This window comes from Serratia sp. YWN4 (genome assembly GCF_055790845.1).
Genome location: NZ_CM147696.1, coordinates 805,172 through 827,470, shown reverse-complemented (window position 1 = coordinate 827,470; position 22,299 = coordinate 805,172). Strand labels below are relative to the sequence as shown.

Annotated in this window: 22 protein-coding genes; 11 read left to right on the top strand and 11 right to left on the bottom strand. The window is 53.6% G+C overall.

Going from position 1 to position 22,299, the window contains the following annotated elements; genetic code table 11:
• Positions 1–60: 60 nt before the first annotated feature.
• On the bottom strand, positions 61–1,665 hold the full coding sequence (locus ACX9GT_RS03860) for an ABC transporter substrate-binding protein (protein WP_473189897.1): 1,605 nt from the start codon (positions 1,663–1,665) through the stop codon (positions 61–63).
• A gap of 20 nt (positions 1,666–1,685) precedes the next feature.
• On the bottom strand, positions 1,686–2,369 hold the full coding sequence (locus ACX9GT_RS03855; protein ID WP_473189896.1) for a FadR/GntR family transcriptional regulator: 684 nt from the start codon (positions 2,367–2,369) through the stop codon (positions 1,686–1,688).
• An 846-nt stretch (positions 2,370–3,215) separates the two neighbouring features.
• Between ACX9GT_RS03855 and ACX9GT_RS03850 the strand changes: the two genes are divergently transcribed.
• From ACX9GT_RS03850 to ACX9GT_RS03825, 6 genes are all read left to right on the top strand, one after another.
• Positions 3,216–4,196 carry a TRAP transporter substrate-binding protein gene (locus ACX9GT_RS03850; RefSeq protein ID WP_473189895.1) on the top strand — a complete coding sequence of 327 codons (981 nt, stop codon included), beginning with the start codon at positions 3,216–3,218 and terminating at the stop codon, positions 4,194–4,196.
• Between the two features lie 63 nt (positions 4,197–4,259).
• Entirely contained in the window at positions 4,260–4,766 is a 507-nt protein-coding gene (locus ACX9GT_RS03845) for a TRAP transporter small permease (protein WP_473189894.1), read from the top strand.
• A 24-nt stretch (positions 4,767–4,790) separates the two neighbouring features.
• Positions 4,791–6,083 (top strand): TRAP transporter large permease, encoded by a 1,293-nt coding sequence (locus ACX9GT_RS03840; RefSeq protein ID WP_473189893.1) that lies wholly within the window; start codon positions 4,791–4,793, stop codon positions 6,081–6,083.
• Between the two features lie 216 nt (positions 6,084–6,299).
• Positions 6,300–7,487 carry an Acg family FMN-binding oxidoreductase gene (locus ACX9GT_RS03835; protein ID WP_473189892.1) on the top strand — a complete coding sequence of 396 codons (1,188 nt, stop codon included), beginning with the start codon at positions 6,300–6,302 and terminating at the stop codon, positions 7,485–7,487.
• A 3-nt stretch (positions 7,488–7,490) separates the two neighbouring features.
• On the top strand, positions 7,491–8,135 hold the full coding sequence (locus ACX9GT_RS03830; RefSeq protein WP_473189891.1) for a TetR/AcrR family transcriptional regulator: 645 nt from the start codon (positions 7,491–7,493) through the stop codon (positions 8,133–8,135).
• A 31-nt stretch (positions 8,136–8,166) separates the two neighbouring features.
• A complete protein-coding gene (locus ACX9GT_RS03825) occupies positions 8,167–8,778 on the top strand; it encodes a hypothetical protein (protein WP_473189890.1) in 612 nt (203 codons plus the stop codon).
• Between the two features lie 65 nt (positions 8,779–8,843).
• Here ACX9GT_RS03825 and ACX9GT_RS03820 read toward each other — a convergent pair whose 3' ends face one another.
• From ACX9GT_RS03820 to ACX9GT_RS03790, 7 genes are all read right to left on the bottom strand, one after another.
• On the bottom strand, positions 8,844–9,560 hold the full coding sequence (locus ACX9GT_RS03820) for a hypothetical protein (RefSeq protein ID WP_473189889.1): 717 nt from the start codon (positions 9,558–9,560) through the stop codon (positions 8,844–8,846).
• Positions 9,557–11,083, bottom strand: a complete 1,527-nt coding sequence (locus ACX9GT_RS03815; protein WP_473189888.1) for an alkaline phosphatase — start codon at positions 11,081–11,083, stop codon at positions 9,557–9,559. Before ACX9GT_RS03815 ends, ACX9GT_RS03820 begins: the two co-directional genes overlap by 4 nt.
• Before the next feature lie 48 nt (positions 11,084–11,131).
• Entirely contained in the window at positions 11,132–12,586 is a 1,455-nt protein-coding gene (locus tag ACX9GT_RS03810; RefSeq protein WP_473189887.1) for an alkaline phosphatase, read from the bottom strand.
• Positions 12,587–12,871: 285 nt separating this feature from the next.
• Positions 12,872–13,294 (bottom strand): TonB system transport protein ExbD, encoded by a 423-nt coding sequence (exbD, locus tag ACX9GT_RS03805; RefSeq protein ID WP_473189886.1) that lies wholly within the window; start codon positions 13,292–13,294, stop codon positions 12,872–12,874.
• Positions 13,295–13,297: 3 nt separating this feature from the next.
• Positions 13,298–14,257 (bottom strand): tol-pal system-associated acyl-CoA thioesterase, encoded by a 960-nt coding sequence (exbB, locus tag ACX9GT_RS03800; RefSeq protein WP_473189885.1) that lies wholly within the window; start codon positions 14,255–14,257, stop codon positions 13,298–13,300.
• A 126-nt stretch (positions 14,258–14,383) separates the two neighbouring features.
• Entirely contained in the window at positions 14,384–14,665 is a 282-nt protein-coding gene (locus ACX9GT_RS03795) for a type II toxin-antitoxin system RelE/ParE family toxin (RefSeq protein ID WP_473189884.1), read from the bottom strand.
• A complete protein-coding gene (locus ACX9GT_RS03790) occupies positions 14,665–15,105 on the bottom strand; it encodes an antitoxin PaaA2 family protein (protein WP_473189883.1) in 441 nt (146 codons plus the stop codon). The genes ACX9GT_RS03795 and ACX9GT_RS03790 overlap by 1 nt, the downstream gene beginning before the upstream one ends.
• Positions 15,106–15,386: 281 nt before the next feature.
• Between ACX9GT_RS03790 and metC the strand changes: the two genes are divergently transcribed.
• Together metC and ACX9GT_RS03780 are read left to right on the top strand one after the other, a co-directional pair.
• Complete coding sequence (metC, locus tag ACX9GT_RS03785; protein ID WP_473189882.1) at positions 15,387–16,577, top strand: cystathionine beta-lyase; 1,191 nt, start codon at positions 15,387–15,389, stop codon at positions 16,575–16,577.
• 175 nt (positions 16,578–16,752) lie between these two features.
• Positions 16,753–17,421, top strand: a complete 669-nt coding sequence (locus tag ACX9GT_RS03780; RefSeq protein ID WP_473189881.1) for a DedA family protein — start codon at positions 16,753–16,755, stop codon at positions 17,419–17,421.
• Here ACX9GT_RS03780 and ACX9GT_RS03775 read toward each other — a convergent pair.
• Positions 17,418–18,335: an AraC family transcriptional regulator gene (locus tag ACX9GT_RS03775; RefSeq protein ID WP_473189880.1), complete on the bottom strand. Its 918-nt coding sequence runs from the start codon at positions 18,333–18,335 to the stop codon at positions 17,418–17,420. The two genes, ACX9GT_RS03780 and ACX9GT_RS03775, sit on opposite strands and share 4 nt — an antisense overlap.
• 191 nt (positions 18,336–18,526) lie before the next feature.
• Here ACX9GT_RS03775 and yqhD point away from each other — a divergent pair, with 191 nt between their 5' ends.
• The 3 genes from yqhD to dkgA all read left to right on the top strand — a co-directional run bounded on the left by yqhD (position 18,527) and on the right by dkgA (position 21,760).
• On the top strand, positions 18,527–19,690 hold the full coding sequence (gene yqhD / locus ACX9GT_RS03770) for an alcohol dehydrogenase (protein ID WP_473189879.1): 1,164 nt from the start codon (positions 18,527–18,529) through the stop codon (positions 19,688–19,690).
• Positions 19,691–19,831: 141 nt separating this feature from the next.
• A complete protein-coding gene (gene ahr / locus ACX9GT_RS03765; RefSeq protein ID WP_473189878.1) occupies positions 19,832–20,866 on the top strand; it encodes an NADPH-dependent aldehyde reductase Ahr in 1,035 nt (344 codons plus the stop codon).
• Positions 20,867–20,944: 78 nt separating this feature from the next.
• Positions 20,945–21,760 (top strand): 2,5-didehydrogluconate reductase DkgA, encoded by an 816-nt coding sequence (gene dkgA / locus ACX9GT_RS03760; RefSeq protein WP_473189877.1) that lies wholly within the window; start codon positions 20,945–20,947, stop codon positions 21,758–21,760.
• A gap of 71 nt (positions 21,761–21,831) precedes the next feature.
• Here dkgA and ACX9GT_RS03755 read toward each other — a convergent pair whose 3' ends face one another.
• Positions 21,832–22,137, bottom strand: coding sequence for a HigA family addiction module antitoxin (locus ACX9GT_RS03755; RefSeq protein ID WP_473189876.1), 306 nt, complete (start codon positions 22,135–22,137; stop codon positions 21,832–21,834).
• Between the last annotated feature and the right edge of the window lie 162 nt (positions 22,138–22,299).

Below are 22,299 nucleotides of genomic sequence, written 5' to 3'. Positions count from 1 at the left end.
AAATAAGGACAATGAGGTTTATCAACAGTATTAAATAATTACAGCGGCCATTCTCGAATATTATTTAGTTATATCCGCATCGGCATAATTATTTAAGGTTAATGGGCTGGCCACTACCCCGGTGACTTTTTTATTGGCCGCCAACGCATTAAGCGGATGGAAGAGTGGGATCCAGGGTAAATTATCCTGGAAGATCACCTGTGCATGCTTATACATTTCCGTACGCTTGCCGATATCCGATTCTGCCCGAGCCTCTTTCAGTAACTGATCGAAGGGTTTATCACACCAGCGCGAGAAATTACTGCCATCTTCCAACCCTGAACAGGAGAGATTATTTGACAGGAAGTTATCTGGATCGCCGTTATCCGATGCCCAGCCCAATACCACCGAAGTATGTTCGCCGTCACGCGCGCGGCGCAGCAACTCGCCCCACTCGATGGTTTTGATATTGACGTTGACGCCAATTTTCTTGAAGTCGGCCTGCAACATTTCAGCGGTTAATTTAGGATTCGGGTTAGAACCGCTGGTGCCTGGGCGCACCCAGATATCCATATCAAATCCGTTAGGGTGCCCGGCTTCTGCCAGCAGTTGCTTGGCTTTATCAATATTCAATTCAAGCGGTTTGATGTCGGTATTATAGCTCCACTGCGACGGGGGATACGGGTTGGTCATTGATGATGCCGCATTGGCGGTAACCACTTTAATCAGGTTAGGACGATCCACCGCCAGGGCTAATGCCTGACGCACCAGCTTATTATCCAACGGCGGCTTCTGAGTATTCACCTGCAAATAAGAGCTGGTCAGCGCCTGGCCTTTAATCAGATTAAATTTACTCTCTGCCTCAAGCGCTGGCCAATCCTGCGGGCTTGGATACAGCATAATATCGCACTCACCCGCTTTCAGGCGCTGCAAACGCACGGAGGCATCGGGCGCAATACTGAAAATCAGCTGATCGATTTTTGGCTTGCCACGGAAATAGGTGGGATTCGCCTCATAACGCACCATCTGATCTTTGCTATAGCGTTTAAACACGAATGGCCCAGTGCCAACCGGTTTCACATCCATATCCCGCAGCTTATTTTCTTTTTCTAACTGGGTGGCATATTCACGCGAAAGTATTGAGGTAAAGCCCATGGCTAAATCCGCCAAGAAAGGGGCTTCGGGGCGATTCAATTCAATACGCACGGTAGAGTCATCAACTCGCTCGACGGATTTAATCAGCTCCTTAAATCCCATCGCCTGAGCATAAAACCAGCCTTGTACCGCCGTTTTATACCAAGGGTTATTCGGGTCAATCTGGCGTTGCAGGCTATAAACCACATCGTCCGCATTCATATTACGCGTTGGTGTAAACCAGGGCGTGGTATGGAACTGCACATCTTTGCGCAGATGGAAGGTATAGGTTTTACCGTCTGGGCTAATCTCCCAGCTTTCTGCCAGCGCAGGCCGGAGTTCCGTGGTGCCGGGTTTAAAATCAATCAGGCGATTATACAGTGCCTCGGAGGAGGCATCTGCCGTGGAGTTGGCATGATATAAGGAGTAGTCAAAGCCATCGGGGCTCGCTTCCGTACAGACTTTCAGGGTTTTTACCGGTTCGGCAGCATTCGCCATGCTCGCCATCAGCAACACCGTGGCACCGACACTCAACGTGAATTTCTTTATCATGATAGCTCCTGAAGAATTAATTAAAATGGCTTGCTGAGCTGGACGTTGGCGCGTCTGGCGGCATTTTGCAGATGCAATTCCATTGCCGTCCGCGCTAAATGAGGCTCACCCATTTTTATGGCTAAAAAAATCCGCTTATGCTCCGCCAGCGCCGGTTCCATATCTTCAAAACTGCCGTGCGGCGGGGTTTTACTCTGCTCATAGGGTTGACGAATCAGCTTGATGATCTCTTGCAACAGGCGATTACCCGCAATACGGATGATCTGAGCGTGAAAATCCAGATCGCACAGCTTAACCAGCAGCAGATCGCCCTGTTTTGCCGCCTGATAAGCATCGGCAATCGAGGTTTCCAGCAGAACGATGTCTTCCGCCCCTGCGTTTACGGCAGCATGGGCGGCCGCAAAGCCTTCAAGCTGCTGGCGCATGGCCATCACCTCGGCAAACGAGTAGTTTTCAAACCCCCATTGCCGCTGTTCCGTGGGTAAGCGCGCGGTGACATACACCCCTTTCCCTGGCTTGATGCTGACCAACCCTCGCGATTCAAGATGACTGAGCGTTTCTCGCAGTGAAGCGCGGCTGAGCTCCAGCATTTTTGCCAACTCATGCTGTGAAGGCAGACGCTGCCCCACCGCCCATTCCCCAACACCAATCCGCGTTTCAATCTCTTGAATGGCTTGTTGCACTACAGACATTTTGGTCGTCACTACAGGATCCTTAGTATTTGGCATAACAGGTCAGACAGGTTCGACTTGTTTGCATCTAGAAAATGCTGGATATGATTTTTTTTGTCAATTATTGCTATGCGTGACTTCCACACGCATTGATCTTCAATTTTTATTTTTAAATTCATACCATTAGCTATCAATCACTGCTTACTGGTCAGGTTAAAAATATGTTAAGCATAGCGAGTGATGCTTTTAGGCCGAGAGAAAACATGATTAATAACTATAGGGAATGAATATTTCAGGATGAGACTGATATCCCTGGGTCATTTGAATTGCGGGAAGGTAGCGACACCGATCTGGCTACCCCACAGCTCTCTGCTGCACGTTATAACGCAGATAAAACAGGGCCTAATGCTGTTACAGATGCACCGGAAAGTATGGTGCCATGAAAAGTTGTCACACCATTTTAACCAAGTTATTTACCTCTCCACAGGCTATAAAAAACAGATAAATAAATAATAATTTATATTTATCATATACATAAAAATAAAACATGGTTTTATTTTTAAAGAATATTCATTCATTGAACGTTTAAACCCACTTTCCCCTTTTGTGATATCACGCAATTTACAAAGTTGTATAATAAGTTACCTTGTGTTGTATCTGATTAGCTTGTGACATAGCTGGCAACACATTAAAAAACCTACTGATTTGTATGGACGTTGCTTGTCTGACGATCAGTTCACGCCTCAAACAGGCTTATTGAAAATGGCTAAATAACGCCGGATCAATATCAGATTAAAAATGAGACCTGGGCCACATTTCATCAGGCTTTTGATTCACTGAATCCCCCAGGTTCCTTAGTTCACCTCTGGAGATCTCCCAATGAAACTGTCCAAGACGCTACTCAGCCTTTGCCTCACGTCGGCAACGTTGCTTATGAGCCACTCTTCCATTGCCGCACAGCAGATCAAAGCCGCAGACGTTCACCCTGCCGGTTACCCGAACGTCGTCGCCGTTCAGCATATGGGTGAGAAGTTAAAACAGGCGACCGACGGCCGCATGGAAATCAAAACCTTCCCCGGTGGTGTGTTAGGTGATGAAAAGCAGGAAATTGAACAGGCGCAGATCGGGGCGATTGATATCATCCGCGTCTCCATGTCACCGGTCGCCGCCATTCTGCCAGAGGTCGACGTCTTTACCCTGCCCTATGTCTTCCGCGATGAAGAGCACATGCACAAAGTGCTCGACGGTGAAATCGGCCAGGAAATCGGTCAGAAAATTACCGATAACACCAAGTCAAAAATGGTCTTCCTCGGTTGGATGGACGGCGGTACGCGCAACATGATCACCAAGAATCCGATCAACAAGCCGGAAGATCTGCAAGGCATGAAGATCCGCGTTCAGGGTAACCCGGTTGCGCTTGCCACGCTGAAAGCCATGGGAGCCAACGCGGTCAGCATGGGCGTCAGTGAAGTGTTCAGCGGCATGCAGACCGGCGTTATTGATGGTGCTGAAAACAACCCGCCAACCTATGTGGCGCATAACTACATGCCGGTGGCGAAAAACTACACCCTGACCGGCCACATGATCATCCCTGAAGTGTTCCTGTACTCCAAAACCAAATGGAACAAGCTGTCTGCGGAAGACCAGCAGCTCGTTCTCAAACTGGCGAAAGAAGCTCAGACCGAACAGCGTGAACTGTGGGCCAAATACAATCAGGAATCCCTGGATAAGATGAAGGCAGGCAGCGTGAATATTCAGGCCATCGATCGCGATTATTTCTACAAGGCCACTCAGCCGGTGCGTGACCAGTTTGGTAAGAATTACCAAGAGCTGATTCAACGTATCGAAGCCGTCAAATAATGGCCTGGGGGTGGATAGCTAATATCCACCCCACTTTTCCTGACTAGGATGTAGGGGATTATCATGTCTCACTCTTATATATCGCTAATGGATTTCCTTTACCGTTGTTCCATCTGGCTTTCTGGCCTTGCCCTGCTGGTCATGACCGCCGTGATCCCCGTCGGTATTTTTGCCCGCTATGTATTGAACGCCGGTCTGTCATGGCCGGAACCGGTGGCCATTATCTGTATGGTGACCTTTACCTTTATCGGTGCCGCCGTCAGTTACCGTTCCTGCTCGCATATTGCGGTCAGCATGATGACCGACCGCCTGTCAGAGCCGATGAAAAAGGTCTGCTCAGTGCTCACCGATCTGATGATGCTGGCGATCAGCCTGTTTATTCTTTATTACGGCTATAACCTGTGCCTGGAACTGTGGGAACAACCCGTGGCTGAATTCCCGGTGTTAACCGCAGGGGAAACCTACCTGCCGCTGCCAATCGGTTCATTTATCACGTTACTGTTCATTATTGAGCGAATCTTTTTTGGCCCGCAGAATCACCGCCCGGTGGTTATGCTGGGTAATTCCTAAGCGGTCACTAGGAGCCTGTAAATTATGGACGCATTGATTCTGTTGTTAACCCTTGGCGTGATGCTCGCCATTGGTGTCCCTGTGGCCTACGCCGTCGGCATCAGCGCCGTCGCCGGGGCGTTCTGGATCGACCTGCCGCTCGAAGCCGTGATGATTCAGATCACCAACGGCGTGAACAAGTTTTCGCTGCTGGCCATTCCGTTCTTTATTCTGGCCGGTGCCATCATGGCGGAAGGTGGGATCGCCCGCCGATTGGTTAACTTTGCCTATATTTTTGTCGGTTTTATTCGCGGTGGCCTGTCGTTGGTCAACATCGTGGCCTCGACCTTCTTTGGTGCCATTTCCGGTTCGTCAGTGGCGGATACCGCTTCTATCGGTTCGGTGATGATCCCGGAGATGGACAAAAAAGGTTACCCACGCGATTTCGCCGCAGCGGTCACCGCCAGCGGATCGGTACAGGCGATTCTGACACCGCCAAGCCATAACTCGGTGATCTACTCGCTGGCGACCGGTGGCACCGTTTCCATCGCCTCGCTGTTTATCGCCGGGATCCTGCCGGGCCTGCTGCTGAGCCTGACGCTGATGGTGATGTGCGTCTGCTTCGCGCACAAGCGTGGCTACCCGAAAGGCGAACGCGTGCCGTTCCGTCAGGCGGTGAAGATCTTCGTTGATACCCTGTGGGGATTAATGACGGTGGTCATCATCATGGGCGGGATCCTTTCCGGCGTATTTACCGCTACCGAATCCGCTGCCATCGCCTGCCTGTGGTCATTCTTCGTCACCATGTTCATTTATCGTGACTATAAATGGTCTGAACTGCCCAAGCTGATGTTCCGCACGGTGAAAACCGTCACCATCGTGATGATCCTGATTGGCTTTGCCGCCAGCTTCGGTGCCATCATGACTTACATGCAGTTGCCGACGCGGATCACCGAATTCTTCACCTCCATCTCCGACAACAAGTATGTGATCCTGATGTGGATCAACATCATGCTGCTGCTGATCGGTACCTTGATGGATATGGCACCGCTGATCCTGATCCTGACGCCGGTACTGCTGCCGGTGGCGATCAACCTGGGCATCGATCCGGTGCACTTCGGTATGATCATGCTGGTCAACCTGGGCATCGGCCTGATTACGCCGCCGGTGGGTTCAGTGCTGTTCGTCGCCAGTGCGGTCAGTAAGCAGAAGATAGAACAGGTGGTGAAAGCCATGATCCCATTCTATATCGCCCTGCTCAGCGTGCTGATGCTGGTGACTTACGTTCCGGCGATCTCACTGTTCCTGCCCAAGTTGTTTGGTGTTCATACCGGATAACGATTTCCTTTAAGCTGTTAGACTTTGCCCGTTTTACCTAGAACGGGCTTTTTATTTTTTAGCCCTGCCCATTAACCAGCCCCTACCAAGATCAAAGCTCAGCCTCCCCGTTTGTGAACTGATGAAATCCCCTTATTGATAAAATTATGTTGAATGTCACTTGCAGGTGACTTATGTTTGTCACTAACAAGTGACATTATAGAGGAAGCCAACTTCATGGAAACCCGCAGTGCTTTTCAGCGGCAAAGACGTGGCTGTATTCGCCTGATTGGCGGTGGCATCGTTATAGCATCGGCAGGCTTGCTGGCTGGCCGCCATTTCGTAGCGGAAAACGAAGGGCTACAGCGCTCTTTAGAGGAAACCCTCAGCATCGCGTCAGATCCACGCTGGCGCTTAGTGCAGAAAGCCGCTCTGGCACCCAGTTCGCACAATCTCCAACCTTGGCTGATCGATCTGCGTGGTTCAACCGATAGCCTGATACTCCGTGTCGATCCCGAGCGTTTGTTGCCAATCGCCGATCCCTACGCCAGAGAAACGCTGATTTCACTGGGCTGCTTTCTAGAGCTGTTATCGATGGCAGCGCAAGCAGAGGGTTACCGCTGTGAAATCATTGAGTTCCCTGACGGCGAAGCCCCACAACTCACCCCTATTGCGCCGGTTATCGCGCAGATACGTCTTACTCCCGCTGTTCAGCCCAGGTTGCCGGATCCTTTATTCCTGATGGCCGAACAAAGACGAACCAACCGGCACCCTTACGATCGCCAACGTGCTATTCCAGAAGATATTTTAGGTTCATTGCTGGCTGCGGGAAATGCTTACGGCATCAATGCCGCCGGATCCGTCACCCCGGCATTAGTGCAAAAACTCAATCCTCTGGCGGCGAGTGCCTGGCAGACGGAAATGGGGAATGACGAAGCCGTTTTAGAGTCTTTACAGCTCACCAGAATTGGCAGCAAAGAAATTGAAACCCATCGCGATGGCATTGCCATCAGCGGTTTTTTGCCTGAAATGGCCGCCACTTTGGGTCTGTTCCCTAGGGATCGCGTGCCTGAGCCAGATTCCAGACTGATGCGCAGTATGATCGCTTCGGGTGAAGAGCAGGCGAAAACCGCCGCGGGCTGGATAGGGTTGTACAGCCAGGGGAATCAGCATGTGCAGCAGCTCGCTGCCGGGCGCGCTTTTGTTCGCTTGCAGTTGGCGGCGGCGCAGTATGGCATCGCGATGCAGCCCATGTCCTACCTGCTTGGCGAAGCCCCTGCAATGCTGCCACACCAGCAGGACTTATATGATCATCTCGAACTCAACCCGTATCACCATCGCGTGCAAATGCTGGTTCGTATCGGCTATGCCGCCCCCGTAGCCGCAACCCCCCGGCGCAAACTCCGCGACTTCATTCAGGAATAGATCATGGTAAAGCAAAATAACCCCCCAGCAGTTGCCACCAAGCGTGGCCGTAACCGCCAGCAGACAGAAGCCGAGATTCTGGACGCCGTCGCACGGGTTCTGGCACGCGATGGCTTTACCGGCATCGGCGTGAATGCCATCGCGCACGAAGCCAATATCGATAAGGTTCTGATTTACCGTTATTTCGGCGGTATGCCGCAGCTGCTGGAAGCCTTTGGCCTGTCTGGGAATTTCTGGCCTTCGGTCGAACAGCTACTCGAAGGGCTCGATCTGGAATCGTTGCCTCTGACACAGCGCCTAGAGAGGGTTTTCGAGCGTTTTATTGATGTTCTGCGCAGCCGCCCGCTCACCTTGGAAATTCTGGCGATGGAAGTCACCGCACCTAACGAACTCACGGCCACCTTGGATGCCACCCGTGAACAATGGGGGCAAGATCTCGCTCTGCGGCTGGCTGGCGATCGCGCCATTCCGGCGAATTGGAATATCAATATTTCGCTGTTGTTTGCCGGTATCCAATATTTGCTGCTGCGCGCACGCAATACCGCCATTTTTAGCGGCATGGCCATTCAGGAAGATGCTTGCTGGCTGGAGATCAAGAAAAGCCTGGCCTGGCTATGTGTGCGTATGGGCCAACAGGAAGAAAAATAAACGTTGCCATTATTGTTAAGGGAATAACCCCATGAAAAATATCAGTGCTCTCAAAGCAGGTGTATTACTGTTTATTCTGATGCTGGCGGGCTGTGCCACATTGCCGGAATCGTCATACCGCAATATTCCAGAAACAGATTCCTTAAAAATTATGCAGCAAGACCGCGCGTTGGTTCTGGCGGTCCATCCTCACTTCGATGCAAGCCAATATGACGGTTTGGTCCTCGGTGAAGTCACCGTACGTCACGCCACGGACGACAATAACAAACAGGTTATTGAGCATGACGCTCTGGATAAAACACTCACCCAGCATTTAACACCGCGGCTAAAAGGCTCACAAAACAACGGGCTGCGGATGGATATCGAACTTTATGATATCCAACCCGTCAGCCCGGCGTTAAATGTCTTATCCGCCGTAGTATTACTGGTTCCGCTGGATAGCGGCGCATTGACCATGAAAACCACTTTCCGCGATAACGCCGGGCAAATTCAGGCAATACGCGTCGAACGGCTCAGCGGCAGCGTGCTGAATATTACTGAAAGTCTCTCCCGCTACGGGCGGCTGACCGACGCATTAACCGACTGGACAACCCAGTGGGAACGCTGGCCAGCCTGCATGAGCGAAAGAATCGCCAAAACCTAGCCGTTTTGCATCCGTCGGGCCGTATTGACCAGGGAAAGCAACTTCCCTGGTCAACGATGTCGAGGTCAATCCAGCAGGTCGGAGTAATCACCGCGTTGATAATCCGCCAGTTGCTGCCAGGGCAGGCTCTGCGGATCGGCAAACGGGGTCGCCGTCATGCGTTGCACTGATGTGCCGTGGCTGTCGCGTTGCTCAATGCTGCGGGCATACTGACCGGCCACGTCCCAGGCCACCTTGGTGGTGCGTTCCCCTTTCTGCAACAGATAGTGCTGGATGCCCTGTTGTTCCGAACCCTGTTTTTCCATGCGGCTTAAGGCAGCAGGCTCGATCAGCCAATATGCCGCAGCCCAGGATCCGCCATACCCCACGTTGCCATAATGGGCCAGTTCCACATCAATCACCCGGCGCAGATTGTGCAATACCGCCTGCACGCTCACTTTCCCGGTTTCAGCATCGCGGCGTATCAGCAAGGGTGCGCCCTGCGCTTCACTGTGCGCATGGCCAGCATGGGGAGAAGCGCGATCGTCATGCCCATGCGCTTCACTTTCGCGCACACCTTGCGGCAGTTCCCGTTCAATCCACACCAGACCGGCACGACGGTACATCAGATCGGTATAGCGGCTATCACGGATGATGCCGTCATGCCCTATCGAGCGGTTTTCATAGCTCAAGCGCAGATTCACCGCGGGTGCAGCGGCGGGCTGTACCGTGGTCTGAGCCTGCAAAGGCAGAGCCACCACCGTCAGCAGCGCCAGGCTGAATATTCCTCGCCAGTGGATCATAAACCCGCCGCCTCTTTCACTTTGAAGAAGACTTTGGTGTTATCCATGGTGCCTTTGAAGATCTGGGAACCGGCACCGCCTGCATACAACATCACGTCGCCACCGGCATGGGTTTCTGAGCCCGGCGTTCCCAGATTGATGCCAACTTCCTGCAAGAAATTATCTTGCGTGGTATCAACCTCGGTCAAATCTTCGCGCTCTGCGCCACGCGCCGGAGCCACCCAAGGAGCGTTGCCATCTTCCACGTTGATCTGGCTGCTGGCGCTGGCATTAGGGCGACCACCGTTGCCAAACACTAATGCCGTGTAGGGTTTACCGTCGGCGGCTTTGGCCAGTTCACCGTTCTGGTAATCGTACACCTTGCCCAGAATCGGGTTACCGATCTTGCCGTAACCGTTGAAGGCGATGGAGTGGTCATGGTCAGCCGTTACTACGATCAACGTGTTCTTCAGCCCAGGATCTTTGGCTTCCATAAACGCCAGCGCGGTTTTGATCGCTTCATCCATCGCCAAGGTATCTTCCAAGGCGCGTTTGGCGTTGCTGCCGTGCAGGGCATGGTCGATACGCCCGCCTTCCACCATCAGGAAAAACCCTTTGTCATTACGGCTGAGCACTTCTAACGCTTTTTCGGCCATTTCCGCCAGGCTTGGCTGATCCAGATTCTGATTTACCCGATCCAGTTCGTAAGCCATTTCACTTTGAGCGAACAGCCCGAGCAGTTTATTGACGGAGCCGGTATTCAGGCTGCGTAATTGCGCACCGCTGTCGATGTAGGTGTAGCCCGCGCTCTGCATGGCGCTCACCAGATTCTGGTTGTCGCTGCGCTTGCTGCTGGGGTTGAGCGATTTCGGCAAATAGTTACGTTGCCCACCGCCCATCAAAACGTCCACGCCGTCACCTAACTCGCTGTTGTAGTTAGGATTACCCGGCACCGATTGCTCCGCGATGGTGTTGTAACCATTACGGTTGCAGATATGGGCATAGGTGGCCGCAGGCGTGGCGTGGCCAACCCGCGTGGTTGACACCGCGCCGACCGAACGCCCTGCCGCCTTGGAGAGTTCCAGCAACGTTTTAGCCCGCTGGCCATTGTCCGCTTGGCAAGTGCTGTCTTCCCCCGAAATATATTGCTCACCCGTAGCCGCATAAGCCTGCGTATCGGCAGACATTGAGATCACCTCATTATTTGCCTTCACGCCGGTCATATAAGCGGCCATCGACGGCGCACTGTCGGTGGTCTGGGCATCATTGGAGAAGGTCTTGATGCGTGCCGCAGTGCCCAGCGACTGCATGGTCAGCTCTGCGCGTTCACTGCTGCTCAACGAACCCGGCTCAGCCGCCAGCTGTTTCTCGCCTTTATAGATACGGGCGGCCGTTACGGTCACCGGCCCCATGCCGTCACCCAGGAAAAAGATCACGTTCTTGGCTTCGTTTGCGGCGTGAACATTGCTGCCAACCAGCGATAACAGGCCCAACAGGAGTAGCGTACCGCTATTGATCTTGCCCACAGATTGTCTTTTTTTCATGATTTTGCTCATTCTGGAAAAAGGGATTTATGTTTAGCGTGCTGGCGCTCACTGCAAGTCAATCGCTTGTTTAATCAGGTTAAATACCCGATCGTTATTCAGCGTTCCGCTGAACTGCTCAGCACCCAACCCTTGCGCCGCGAGGAAAACATCGCCGCCGCCATGCGTTTCGCTTTTCATTGGGATAACGGATTCCTGCAAGAAATCGGCACTTTCCAGAGCACTTTCGTCGATCGGCCCACGGGTCGCCTGATGAGCCGGGCCATTGCCGAAACCGATGATGGTATAAGGGTTACCATCCACGTCCGTCGAGTTGGCCCCGTTGACATAGCTCTTCACCACCCCCAGCACGCCAGGGTTGCCCTCTTGCGTTTTACCGGTACGCTGCGCATAGCCGTTCATCTGCAACGTGTGGTCGTGATCGGCCGTCACCACAATCAAGGTATTCTTCAAACCGGGATCAAGCTGCTGCATTTTGTCTAATGCTGCTTTGATCGCATCATCGAACGCCACCGTATCCTGCAAGGCGCGGCGAGCGTTGGTGGCATGCAGGGCGTGATCGATACGGCCACCTTCCACCATCAGGAAGAAGCCTTTTTCTTTGGCGGCCAGCGCGTCAATGGCCTTTTCGGTCATTTCTGCCAGGCTCGGCTCCTGCGCCGGATCGCGATCCAGGTCATAGGACATATGATTCGGGGTGAACAGCCCAACCAGCTTGCTGCCATCAACCGGTAGTTGCTCGAACTGCTGCTTGTTTGCCGCATAGTGGTAGTTGGCCGCCTGTAACTCGGTAATCAGGTTGCGCTGATCGCCACGAGTACCGCCCGCCGTCGCTGGCGTGAAATAGCTGGTTCCGCCGCCGAGGATCACGTCAATACCGTCCCCCAGCTTGGTGTTGAACCCTTGGCCGCCCGGCACCAGCGCGGCGGCAATGGTGTTTTCCGCATCACGATGGCAGATATGGGCATAGGTCGCCGCCGGTGTCGCATGTGTCACTCGGGTGGTAGTCACTATCCCGGTGCCGTAGTTGGCCGCTTTCATTTGCTCCAACAGCGTTTCAACCGCATGACCGTTGTCCGGCGGGCAGGTGCTGTCGAAGTTGACCTGATAAGGCTTACCCTGTGGATTGGTTGCCTTGGTGTCGGGAGACATTGAGATCACTTCGTTATTGGTCTTGATTCCCGTCATGTAGGCCGACATGGAAGGCGCGCTGTCGGTGACCTGCGCGTCGTTCGAATAGGTATGAACAAACGCCGTTTCCGGCAAGGTGTCGATGGTTAAATCACCGTCTTCCCCGACGCTGTAAATACGTGCCGCAGTTAACGTGGCAATCCCCATGCCATCACCCAGAAAGAACAGCACGTTCTTGGTGGGAGTGGGGGTTGGTATTGGCGTTGGTGTTGGAGTTTCGCTGCTGGTATTGGTAACAGAATCACTGTCATTACAGCCCGTTACAGCAAAAACCAAGCCGAGAATCATCAGGCAGAGCATATTGCGTTTCATTCAACCTCCCTATTTAAAGCTTCAGGTAAACGTCTTTTCTGTATTAATTAGCAACATCTGAAAACGTATAGACATATAAATTAGAGAGGATGTGTGACAGAAAGATGTCAGAAGAAGGAGGGATAAAAAGATTGGCGAAGCAGTTGATTTATTATGCCGTTGTATGGCTAAAGCGGAGGCGCTACGCCATTGATGAGCGCCCGTTGAGCAGCTATATTTCAGCTCTACGGACGCAGGTTTACGAGCGCCGTTAAATCAGATATGAATGTCTCTTTTAAGGCACGGCTACCGCGCCGCGCCTTCCATTCCTACCAGCCCCACTTTCAGGTAACCGGATTTACGCAGCGTATCCATCACGCTCATCAGCGTTTCATAATCGACGCTCTTATCTGCCTGGAAGAAAATGGTGGTTTCTTTATTCGACTGGGTGCGTTGATCCAGCACCGACGTCAGTTGCTCGGCCACCACTGGCTCATCGCCCACATACAGTTGCTTATCAGCCTTCACCGACAGAAACACCGGTTTTTCCGGGCGCGGCTGCGGCTTGGCGGTAGAAGCGGGCAGATCGACGCGAATATCCACCGTAGCCAGCGGTGCCGCCACCATAAAGATAATCAACAGCACCAGCATGACATCGATAAACGGCGTTACGTTGATTTCATGCAGTTCGCCGCTGTCGTCCAGATCTTCATTCAAACGCATCGCCATAAATCACCCCACCCGCAGTTGGTGCTGGTGCTGCGAGCGTTTAGCCTCAATCGTGGCCGCCAGATCCAGATCGCGCCCCAACAGCAGCAGCACCTGCGCGGCCATATCGCCGACTTCGGCACGATGGCCGCCGATCACTCGGGCAAAAATGTTGTAAATCACCACCGCAGGAATCGCCGCCACCAGGCCGAGTGCGGTTGCCAGCAGCGCTTCAGCGATCCCTGGAGCCACCACCGCCAGATTGGTGGTTTGCGATTGGGCGATGCCGATAAAGCTGTTCATGATGCCCCAAACGGTGCCGAACAGGCCAACGAACGGGGAAATCGCACCGATAGTCGCCAGGAAACCGTTGCCACGCCCCAGTTGACGGCCGTAAGCCGCCACGCGGCGCTCAAGGCGAAAGCCGGTACGTTCTTTAATGCCGTTGTTATCGTTGGAAGCCTCCGACAGTTCCAGTTCGTTCTGCGCATCGTTCAGCAACACCGCACTGATACTTTCTGCGGAGAAACTTTGGGCCAGTTCGGAAGCATCATCCAGAGAGCGAACATCGACCAGCGCCTGCTGTTCACGGCGCAAACGGCGTTTGGAGCGAATCAGCTCGCCGCCTTTGGCAAACAGAATGGTCCAGGTGACGATAGAAGCCAGCACCAAGCCAATCATCACGGCTTTGACTACCACGTCCGCATGCTGGTACATCCCCCAGACGGAGAGATCCATGCCGCGGGTTTCTGGCGGTTGGATCGTCGGTGCCGGGTTCACTGGCATCATCGTATTTTCCGCCGGAGCCGTTGCGGCAGCCACGCTTTCAGCGATTGCCGGTGCATTGGCAGGAGCCGCCTGCACGCTGCCCGCCAGCCCAACCACCAATACCAGTGAAGCGATCACCTTGCGCCCCAGCGCACTCCATTGCCCACGGCCTGCGCCACAGGCTGTTTGATTCATTGTTTTGACAGCCGTTTTCACGCTGTGCCTCCACCCATCTCAACATTTACGGAAGAATTCCGCTGGCGATCATATCAAATTAATCCGCAATTGATAGTAGTTATCATTACTATTTGCCTAATAATGCCTCAGCCACTGCAAATGTTGTCACTCCGAACGCGGCCATTGTTGAGCCGCATGAAGAATGCGTAAAACCTGTAGAGTTTCATCATTAATCCGATATATCAGGATGTAATTAGGCCGTACAACCACTTCTCTGGTGTCTTTCATCCGGCCAGCTTTATACATATCAGGCCGCTCACACGCCCTTTCTGCCGCCGTCTCAAACGCATCATCCAATGCAATCGCGGCCTGTGGGTTATCACGCGCGATATAATCCATAATGCTTTCCCTGTCGGCCAGGGACATAGGTTTCCATTCCACACGCATTAACGATCCTTAAGCAAAGCAGCCTTCCGGGCGGCAAAGTGGCTCTTCGCCTCTTCATGTGAAACTGCTGGGCGGGGATCATCCATGGATGCCTGCACCTGTTCTCTGAACCACGTATCGTAAGCGGCGGCTTCATGCGCCCGTTTCAGCGCAATTGATCGATCTGGACGTGGGTTCTGGGTCAGGCTATCCGAAGAATAGTTGGATGCATCAACATCAAATTGTGCAATACCAATACCTTTCAGGTAGCCAACCAGCGTTTCCAATTTTTTAAATAGCCGAACCTGCCGACTGCGTTGTGCTGCCAGCGGGCGTTCAATCAAACCATATTTGATCATCAGCACCCAACCGCCCGGAGTACCAATGACATGCGCTGCGCTGACAGCACTCGCTTCAACCAAGCGGTGCAAGGTAGAATGATCGATAGTTTCCGTTGTCATAAAATTGCTCTCTCAAGATATTGCAGTGCATTTAATAAAAGTAATTATTGCAATTAACTATAAAATGAACAACACCGAATAAAAACCAAAAGAGTCATATTTAGCCTAACGCAGCTCTATCTTGCTGGCTGATATCTTCGGTGGCTATGTGATGTATTAGGCGTAACCGCAGCGGAGATCCCTCCATTTCCTTACATAGCAGTTAAAACGTCTGGATGGCTATTAAACGCCATGCTAACGTAAGCGCTATCGCAGGGGAGCAAGGCAAAGGGAAATCAAGCATGACGTCAAAAAATATCGAAACCGCGCTGATCGTGGCCGGGCGCAGCAAACGCTATACGCAGGGCTCCGTTAACCCGGTCACCCAACGCGCGTCTTCACTGGTGTTTGAATCGGTTGCCGCCAAAAAGCATGCCACCGCCAAACGTGCCCAAGGTGAACTGTTTTACGGGCGGCGCGGCACGCTCACCCATTTTGCCTTTCAGGACGCGATGACCGAACTGGAAGGCGGCGCGGGCTGCGTGCTGTATCCGTGTGGGGCCGCTGCGGTAGCGAATGCCATTCTGTCTTTCGTCGGTGCGGGCGATCATCTGCTGGTAACCGGTTCTGCTTATGAGCCCACGCAGGATTTCTGCACCCATATCCTTGGCCGTATGAATGTGGCCACCACCTATTTTGATCCGCTGATCGGTAGCGGGATCGCCGACCTGATCCAGAGCAACACCAAGGTGGTGTTCCTCGAATCCCCCGGCTCCATCACCATGGAAGTGCAGGATATTCCGGCAATCGTCAGTGCCATTCGCGCCGTGAACCCGGAAATTGTCATTATGATCGACAATACCTGGGCGGCTGGTGTGCTGTTCAAAGCGTTGGAGTTTGACATCGATATTTCGATTCAGGCCGGTACTAAATACATTATTGGTCATTCCGACTATATGCTCGGCACCGCGGTGGCCAATGCCCGCTGCTGGGATCAGTTGCGTGAATACTCCTATCTGATGGGCCAAATGGTCGACGCCGATACCGCCTATATGGCCAGCCGCGGCCTGCGCACCTTAAGCGTGCGGTTGAAACAGCATGAACAGAGCAGCATCGCGGTGGCACAGTGGCTGGCGCAGCGGCCAGAAGTGGCGGTGGTCAACCACCCGGCCCTGCCAAGCTGTAAAGGCCATGAATTCTATCGCCGTGATTTCAGCGGCTGCAACGGCCTGTTCTCCTTTGTGCTGAAACAGCGGTTGAGCGATCAGCAACTGGCCGACTATCTCGATAACTTTAGCCATTTCAGCATGGCCTATTCCTGGGGCGGCTATGAATCGCTGATCCTGGCCAATCAGCCGGAAGAGTTGGCGGCCATTCGCCCAGCGGGAGGCATCGATTTTTCCGGCACGCTGGTGCGCGTGCATATCGGGCTGGAAAACGTGCAGGATCTGATCGACGATCTGGCCGCCGGTTTTAAACGCATCGCCTCGTAACGTTAGCGGGCGGCAACTCTGCCGCCTTTTTTTACGCGTTTTCCCTTTCTCTGCACATTTCTGCGTTCTGTTTAATGTCCACTTAAGCTAATAGCGTTACACTCAGCACTCAATTGAGCATGATTAAAAGCACGGTAGCCTACAGAGAATCAGATCAGGCACCGCAGGACAAAAAATGGATGTATTAAAAGAGATTGTTCACGCGCTTTGGACGCATGATTTTGCTGCCCTTGCCGAACCCGGCGTGATTTGGGTGGTTTACCTGGTACTTTTCACCACCCTGTTTTTAGAGAACGGACTACTGCCCGCCTCCTTCCTGCCGGGTGACAGCCTGCTGTTATTGGCTGGAGCGCTGATCGCCAAAGGTGTGATGGGATTTCTCCCCGCCCTGATTATCCTGACCATTGCCGCCAGCCTGGGTTGCTGGCTGAGTTATCTGCAAGGGCGATGGTTAGGCCATACCTCGCTGGTAAAAGGCTGGCTGCTACAGCTACCGCTGCAATATCATCAACGAGCCCACGTGCTGTTTAACCGCCACGGCCTGATGGCCCTGCTGATCGGCCGCTTTCTGGCGTTTGTCCGCACGCTGCTGCCGACCATGGCAGGGATCTCCGGCCTAAGCAGTACGCGCTTTCAGATCTTCAACTGGCTGAGTGGCCTGCTCTGGGTCGGTTCCGTGATCAGCCTGGGTTACGCCTTTAGCCAAATCCCGCTGGTAAAACGCCATGAAGATCAGGTGATGGCAGGGTTGATGATCCTACCCGTCGCACTGCTGGTCTTCGGCCTGCTCGGTGCGATGCTGGTGATCTGGCGCAAGAAGCGCGCGAGCCGCGCTAGCGCTTAACCTTGCATCATCATCACGTTGCTGTCCCGCAGCCGGGCGAGTTCATCGCTCGGCGTAATGCCAAACAGGCGCTTAAACTCACGGCTAAACTGGGAAGCACTTTCATAACCCACGCGGATCGCCGCCGTGCTGGCTTTCAGCCCATCATGCACCATCAGCAACCGTGCCTTGTGCAGGCGATAAGATTTCACATACTGCAACGGTGACGTATTGGTTACCGCTTTGAAGTTATGGTGGAACGCCGAAATACTCATATTCACCTCGTTCGCCAACTGCTCGACGTTGAGGTTATCGGCGTACTGGCTTTCAATCCGCCGCAGCGCTTTGGCAATCTGGCTGAAGTGAGTATGGCGGTTGACCAACTCCTGCAACGACGCGCCGCAGCTGCCGCGCAGCACGTAATACAACAATTCGCGCACAATCTGCGGCCCCAAGACGCGGGCATCGAGCGGTTTTTCCATCACGTCCAGCAGACGTTCGGTGGCGCACAGCATTTCGTCCGTCAGCGGTGAAAGATTGACGCCGCTGCTTTCGACGCGCGGTTTCATCAGATAATCGTCGTCACCGAGGTCGATCAGCAGATCCTGCAACATTTGGATATCGATATTCACCGCCAGCCCCACCAGCGGCTGTTCCGGGCTGGCAAAGGTTTCGCATTCAAACGGCAGCGGCACCGTCATCAGCAGATAATTGCGCGGATCGTACTGGAACACCTTGTTGCCACAGTAGCCCACCTTATGCCCCTGAAAGATGATCACAATGCCGGGCTCGTACATCACCGGCTGACGCTGGCAATGCTCGTTGACGTACAGGATGTTCACCTTTGGCACTGGCGAAGAGGTATAACCTTTCGCACTGGCAAAACGCATTGCCTGGCGCGCCATGCGGCTACGCAGCTCATCAATTTCAGTCATGAAACCCCTCTTACACCCAGAACAATCCAGCACAGATAACGGTAGAAAACCGGTATTTTCTACAGAACCCAGTAGAAATAGGCAAGACATCGATAGGAATGTGCATTGTGTAACAGGGCTAAGTTACTAACAATACTCTCCAGTTATTTTTGCGCCTTTGGCGCTTCCCTGAACCCCGAGAGAAATCGATCATGCATAACTTTATTCTCCACACTCCGACCAAAATCCTGTTTGGTAAAGACCAGATCGCCGAATTGGCTAAACAGATCCCGGCAGAAGCCCGCATCCTGATCACCTACGGCGGTGGCAGCGTGAAGAAAAATGGCGTGCTGGATCAGGTTTATTCCGCACTGGCAGGCCGCAACGTGCAGGAGTTCTCCGGCATTGAACCGAACCCGACCTATGAAACGCTGATGAAAGCGGTGGAGATCGTCCGGGTGGAAAATATCGACTTCCTGCTGGCGGTCGGTGGCGGCTCAGTGGTTGATGGCACCAAGTTTATCGCCGCAGCAGCCCACTACACTGCCGATCAAGATCCGTGGCATATCCTGAAGACCGTAGGCAGCGATGTGGCCAGCGCGGTGCCAATGGGCTGTGTACTGACCCTGCCAGCCACCGGTTCTGAATCCAACAGCGGTGCGGTGATTACCCGCCAGAGCAGCGGCGATAAGCAGCACTTCTTCTCACCACATGTGCAACCGCTGTTTGCCGTGCTGGATCCGGTAGTAACCTATTCGCTGCCGCCACGCCAGATCGCCAACGGCGTGGTGGATGCGTTTGTGCATACCCTTGAACAGTACCTGACTTACCCGGTCGACGCCAAAGTGCAGGATCGCTTCGCCGAAGGCCTGCTGCTGACGCTGCTGGAAGATGGCCCGCGCGCATTAGCTGAGCCGGAAAACTACGCGGTGCGTGCCAACGTGATGTGGAGCGCCACCATGGCTCTCAATGGCCTGATTGGTGCCGGTGTGCCACAGGATTGGGCAACCCATATGCTCGGCCACGAACTGACCGCTATGCATGGCCTGGATCACGCACAAACCCTGGCCATCGTGCTGCCAGCGCTGCTGGTGGAAAAGAAAGCGCAGAAACGCGCCAAACTGCTGCAATACGCCGAGCGCGTCTGGAACCTGCGCGACGGAGCTGAAGACAGCCGCATTGACGCCGCTATCGCCGCTACCCGCGAATTCTTTGAAAAAATGGGCGTGCCGACCCGCCTGTCTGATTATCAACTCGATGGCCGTTCGATCCCGGCGCTGATCGACAAGCTGCATCAGCACGGCATGACCGCGCTGGGTGAGCATCAGGACATCACGCTGGAAGTCAGCCAGCGGATTTATCAGGCCGCACGTTAAGCGCAACATCACCGTTTCCTGCTAGGCTTTAGTTTCTGATTCTTCTCTGTGCCCGGCCGATCACCGGGCACCGTTTTGCGCTCCAACTGCGCTTTCGATCGTATCGCATGACATCGTCTCGTTAACCAATGGGAGAATATTATGGCGAACCAATCCGACAATACCATCCATGCCTGGGCCGCGCCCGGCAAGGGAAAGCCCCTCGAGCCTTTCAGCTTCGACGCCGGAGAGTTAGGCGATGATGATATCGAGGTGGCGATCGACTACTGCGGCGTCTGCCACTCCGACTTATCAATGCTGAATAACGAATGGGGCATCACCCGCTATCCGTTCGTTCCAGGGCATGAAGTGGTTGGAAAAGTGGTCAAACTCGGTGCGCACGCGCAGAACAAAGGGCTGAAAGTCGGCCAGGCGGTGGGGGTCGGCTGGAATCGCGGCAGCTGTATGCACTGCCATCCTTGCATGTCTGGCGATCAGCATTTATGCCATAAGGTGCAACCGACCATTATTGGCCGCCACGGCGGCTTTGCCGATCGCATCCGCAGCCATTGGGCCTGGGCCATCCCACTGCCTGAAGGGATCGATATCACCAGCGCCGGGCCGCTATTCTGCGGTGGGATCACCGTTTTCAACCCGCTGTTGCAGTACAATGTACGCCCGACCCAGCGCGTCGGCGTGGTGGGTATCGGCGGTTTGGGGCATATGGCGATCCGCTTTATGCACGCCTGGGGTTGTGAAGTCACCGCCTTTACCTCGTCTAACAGCAAACGTGACGAAGCGCTGGCGCTGGGGGCGCATCGCGTGGTCGCCAGTAATGACAGCGCGGCGTTGAAAGCCATTGCCAACCAGCTCGATTTTATTCTGGTCACCGCCAGCGCTTCGCTGGACTGGAACGCGTTCCTCGGCACGCTGGCACCCAAAGGCCGCCTGCACTTCGTCGGCGCCGTGCCTGATCCGGTCCCGGTTCAGGTGTTCGCGTTTATCAGCAAACAGGCGGAGCTTTCTGCTTCCCCAACCGGTGCCCCTTCTCGGTTGGCGGATATGCTGGCGTTCTGCGCCCGGCATGGCATTGAGCCGCAGGTGGAACATTTTCCACTCAGCAAAGTCAACGATGCGATGGCGCATCTGGAAGCGGGCAAGGCGCGTTATCGTATCGTATTGGATATGCACGCTTAGTCGGTAATCTCGGTAATGACAGAGATTGGCGGCTAAAATTAACCTTGTCTTGGCAGTTGTTATTTAAGGAGACAACGCATGCAACCCATCATCAAACTCCACGATGGTAATCTGATGCCGCAGTTGGGTCTCGGCGTTTGGCAGGCAAGTATTGCAGAAGCCACCCATGCGGTCACCAAAGCGCTGGAAGTCGGCTATCGCTCCATTGATACCGCTGCGATCTACAAAAACGAGGAAGGGGTTGGCGACGCGCTGCAATCCACCCCGATCCCGCGCAGTGAGCTGTTTATCACCACCAAACTGTGGAACGACGATCAGGGCGATCCACAAGCAGCCTTGGAAACCAGCTTGAAAAAGCTGAAGCTGGACTATGTCGATCTGTATCTGATCCACTGGCCAAAACCAGCGCAGGATCAGTATGTCGACGCCTGGCGCGGCCTGATCAAGCTGCGTGAACAAGGGCTGGCAAAAAGCATCGGGGTATGTAACTTCCACATGCCACACCTGCAACGCCTGCTGGATGAAACCAACACCGCACCGGTGATCAACCAGATCGAACTGCACCCGATGCTGCAACAGCGGCAACTGCGCGCCTGGAACGCCACGCACCACATCGTCACAGAATCCTGGAGCCCGCTGGCGCAGGGCGGTGAAGGCGTTTTCGATCAGCCCATCATCAAACAATTGGCCGAGAAATACGGCAAGACTCCGGCGCAGATCGTGGTGCGCTGGCACTTGGATAGCGGCCTGGTGGTGATCCCGAAATCGGTCACACCAGCGCGTATCCGCGAAAACTTTGAGGTGTTTGATTTCAAGCTGGATAAAGACGAACTGAGCGAGATCGCCACGCTGGACGTCGGCAACCGGTTGGGGCCAGATCCCGAGTCGATGTAATTTCAACCTGAGGTATGTCTCTGCAAGGGCCGATAGGGAATCGGCCCTTTTCAGTTCAGTGCAGATTTGCATCAACCCGCTGCAAGGAGAGTATTAATCGGTGGGTAGCGGTGAGTAGCGATCAGGTTGTGGGCTTCCCAACGATCGTGTGCAGCCTGTAGGTTAATCCAGAAATCATGATCAAGTTCAAACAGTGCTGCCAATTTGCTTGCCTCTTCTACGCTGAGGCGGCGTGTATTGTTGACAATTTGCCCAATGACCTTACGTGATAATTTCATCGCATCAGCTAATTGTTGCTGGGTAATATTTAATGGCTTCAGGAACTCTTCGTTCAACATTTCACCTACAGTAGTAGGCTCGGCAGTAATCGTGTCCATATTATCCCCCCATTAGTATTTATGTGGATCCAGGTAAACATCGTAGGCTGCCCCAAAAGAGTATTGGTAACTCTACCGTACCTCTGAATTTCTGCCTGTTTGGCATCACAGGCAAAACATGTTTAATCGTTTTTATTGCACTACACTGAGGCTATCATGCTG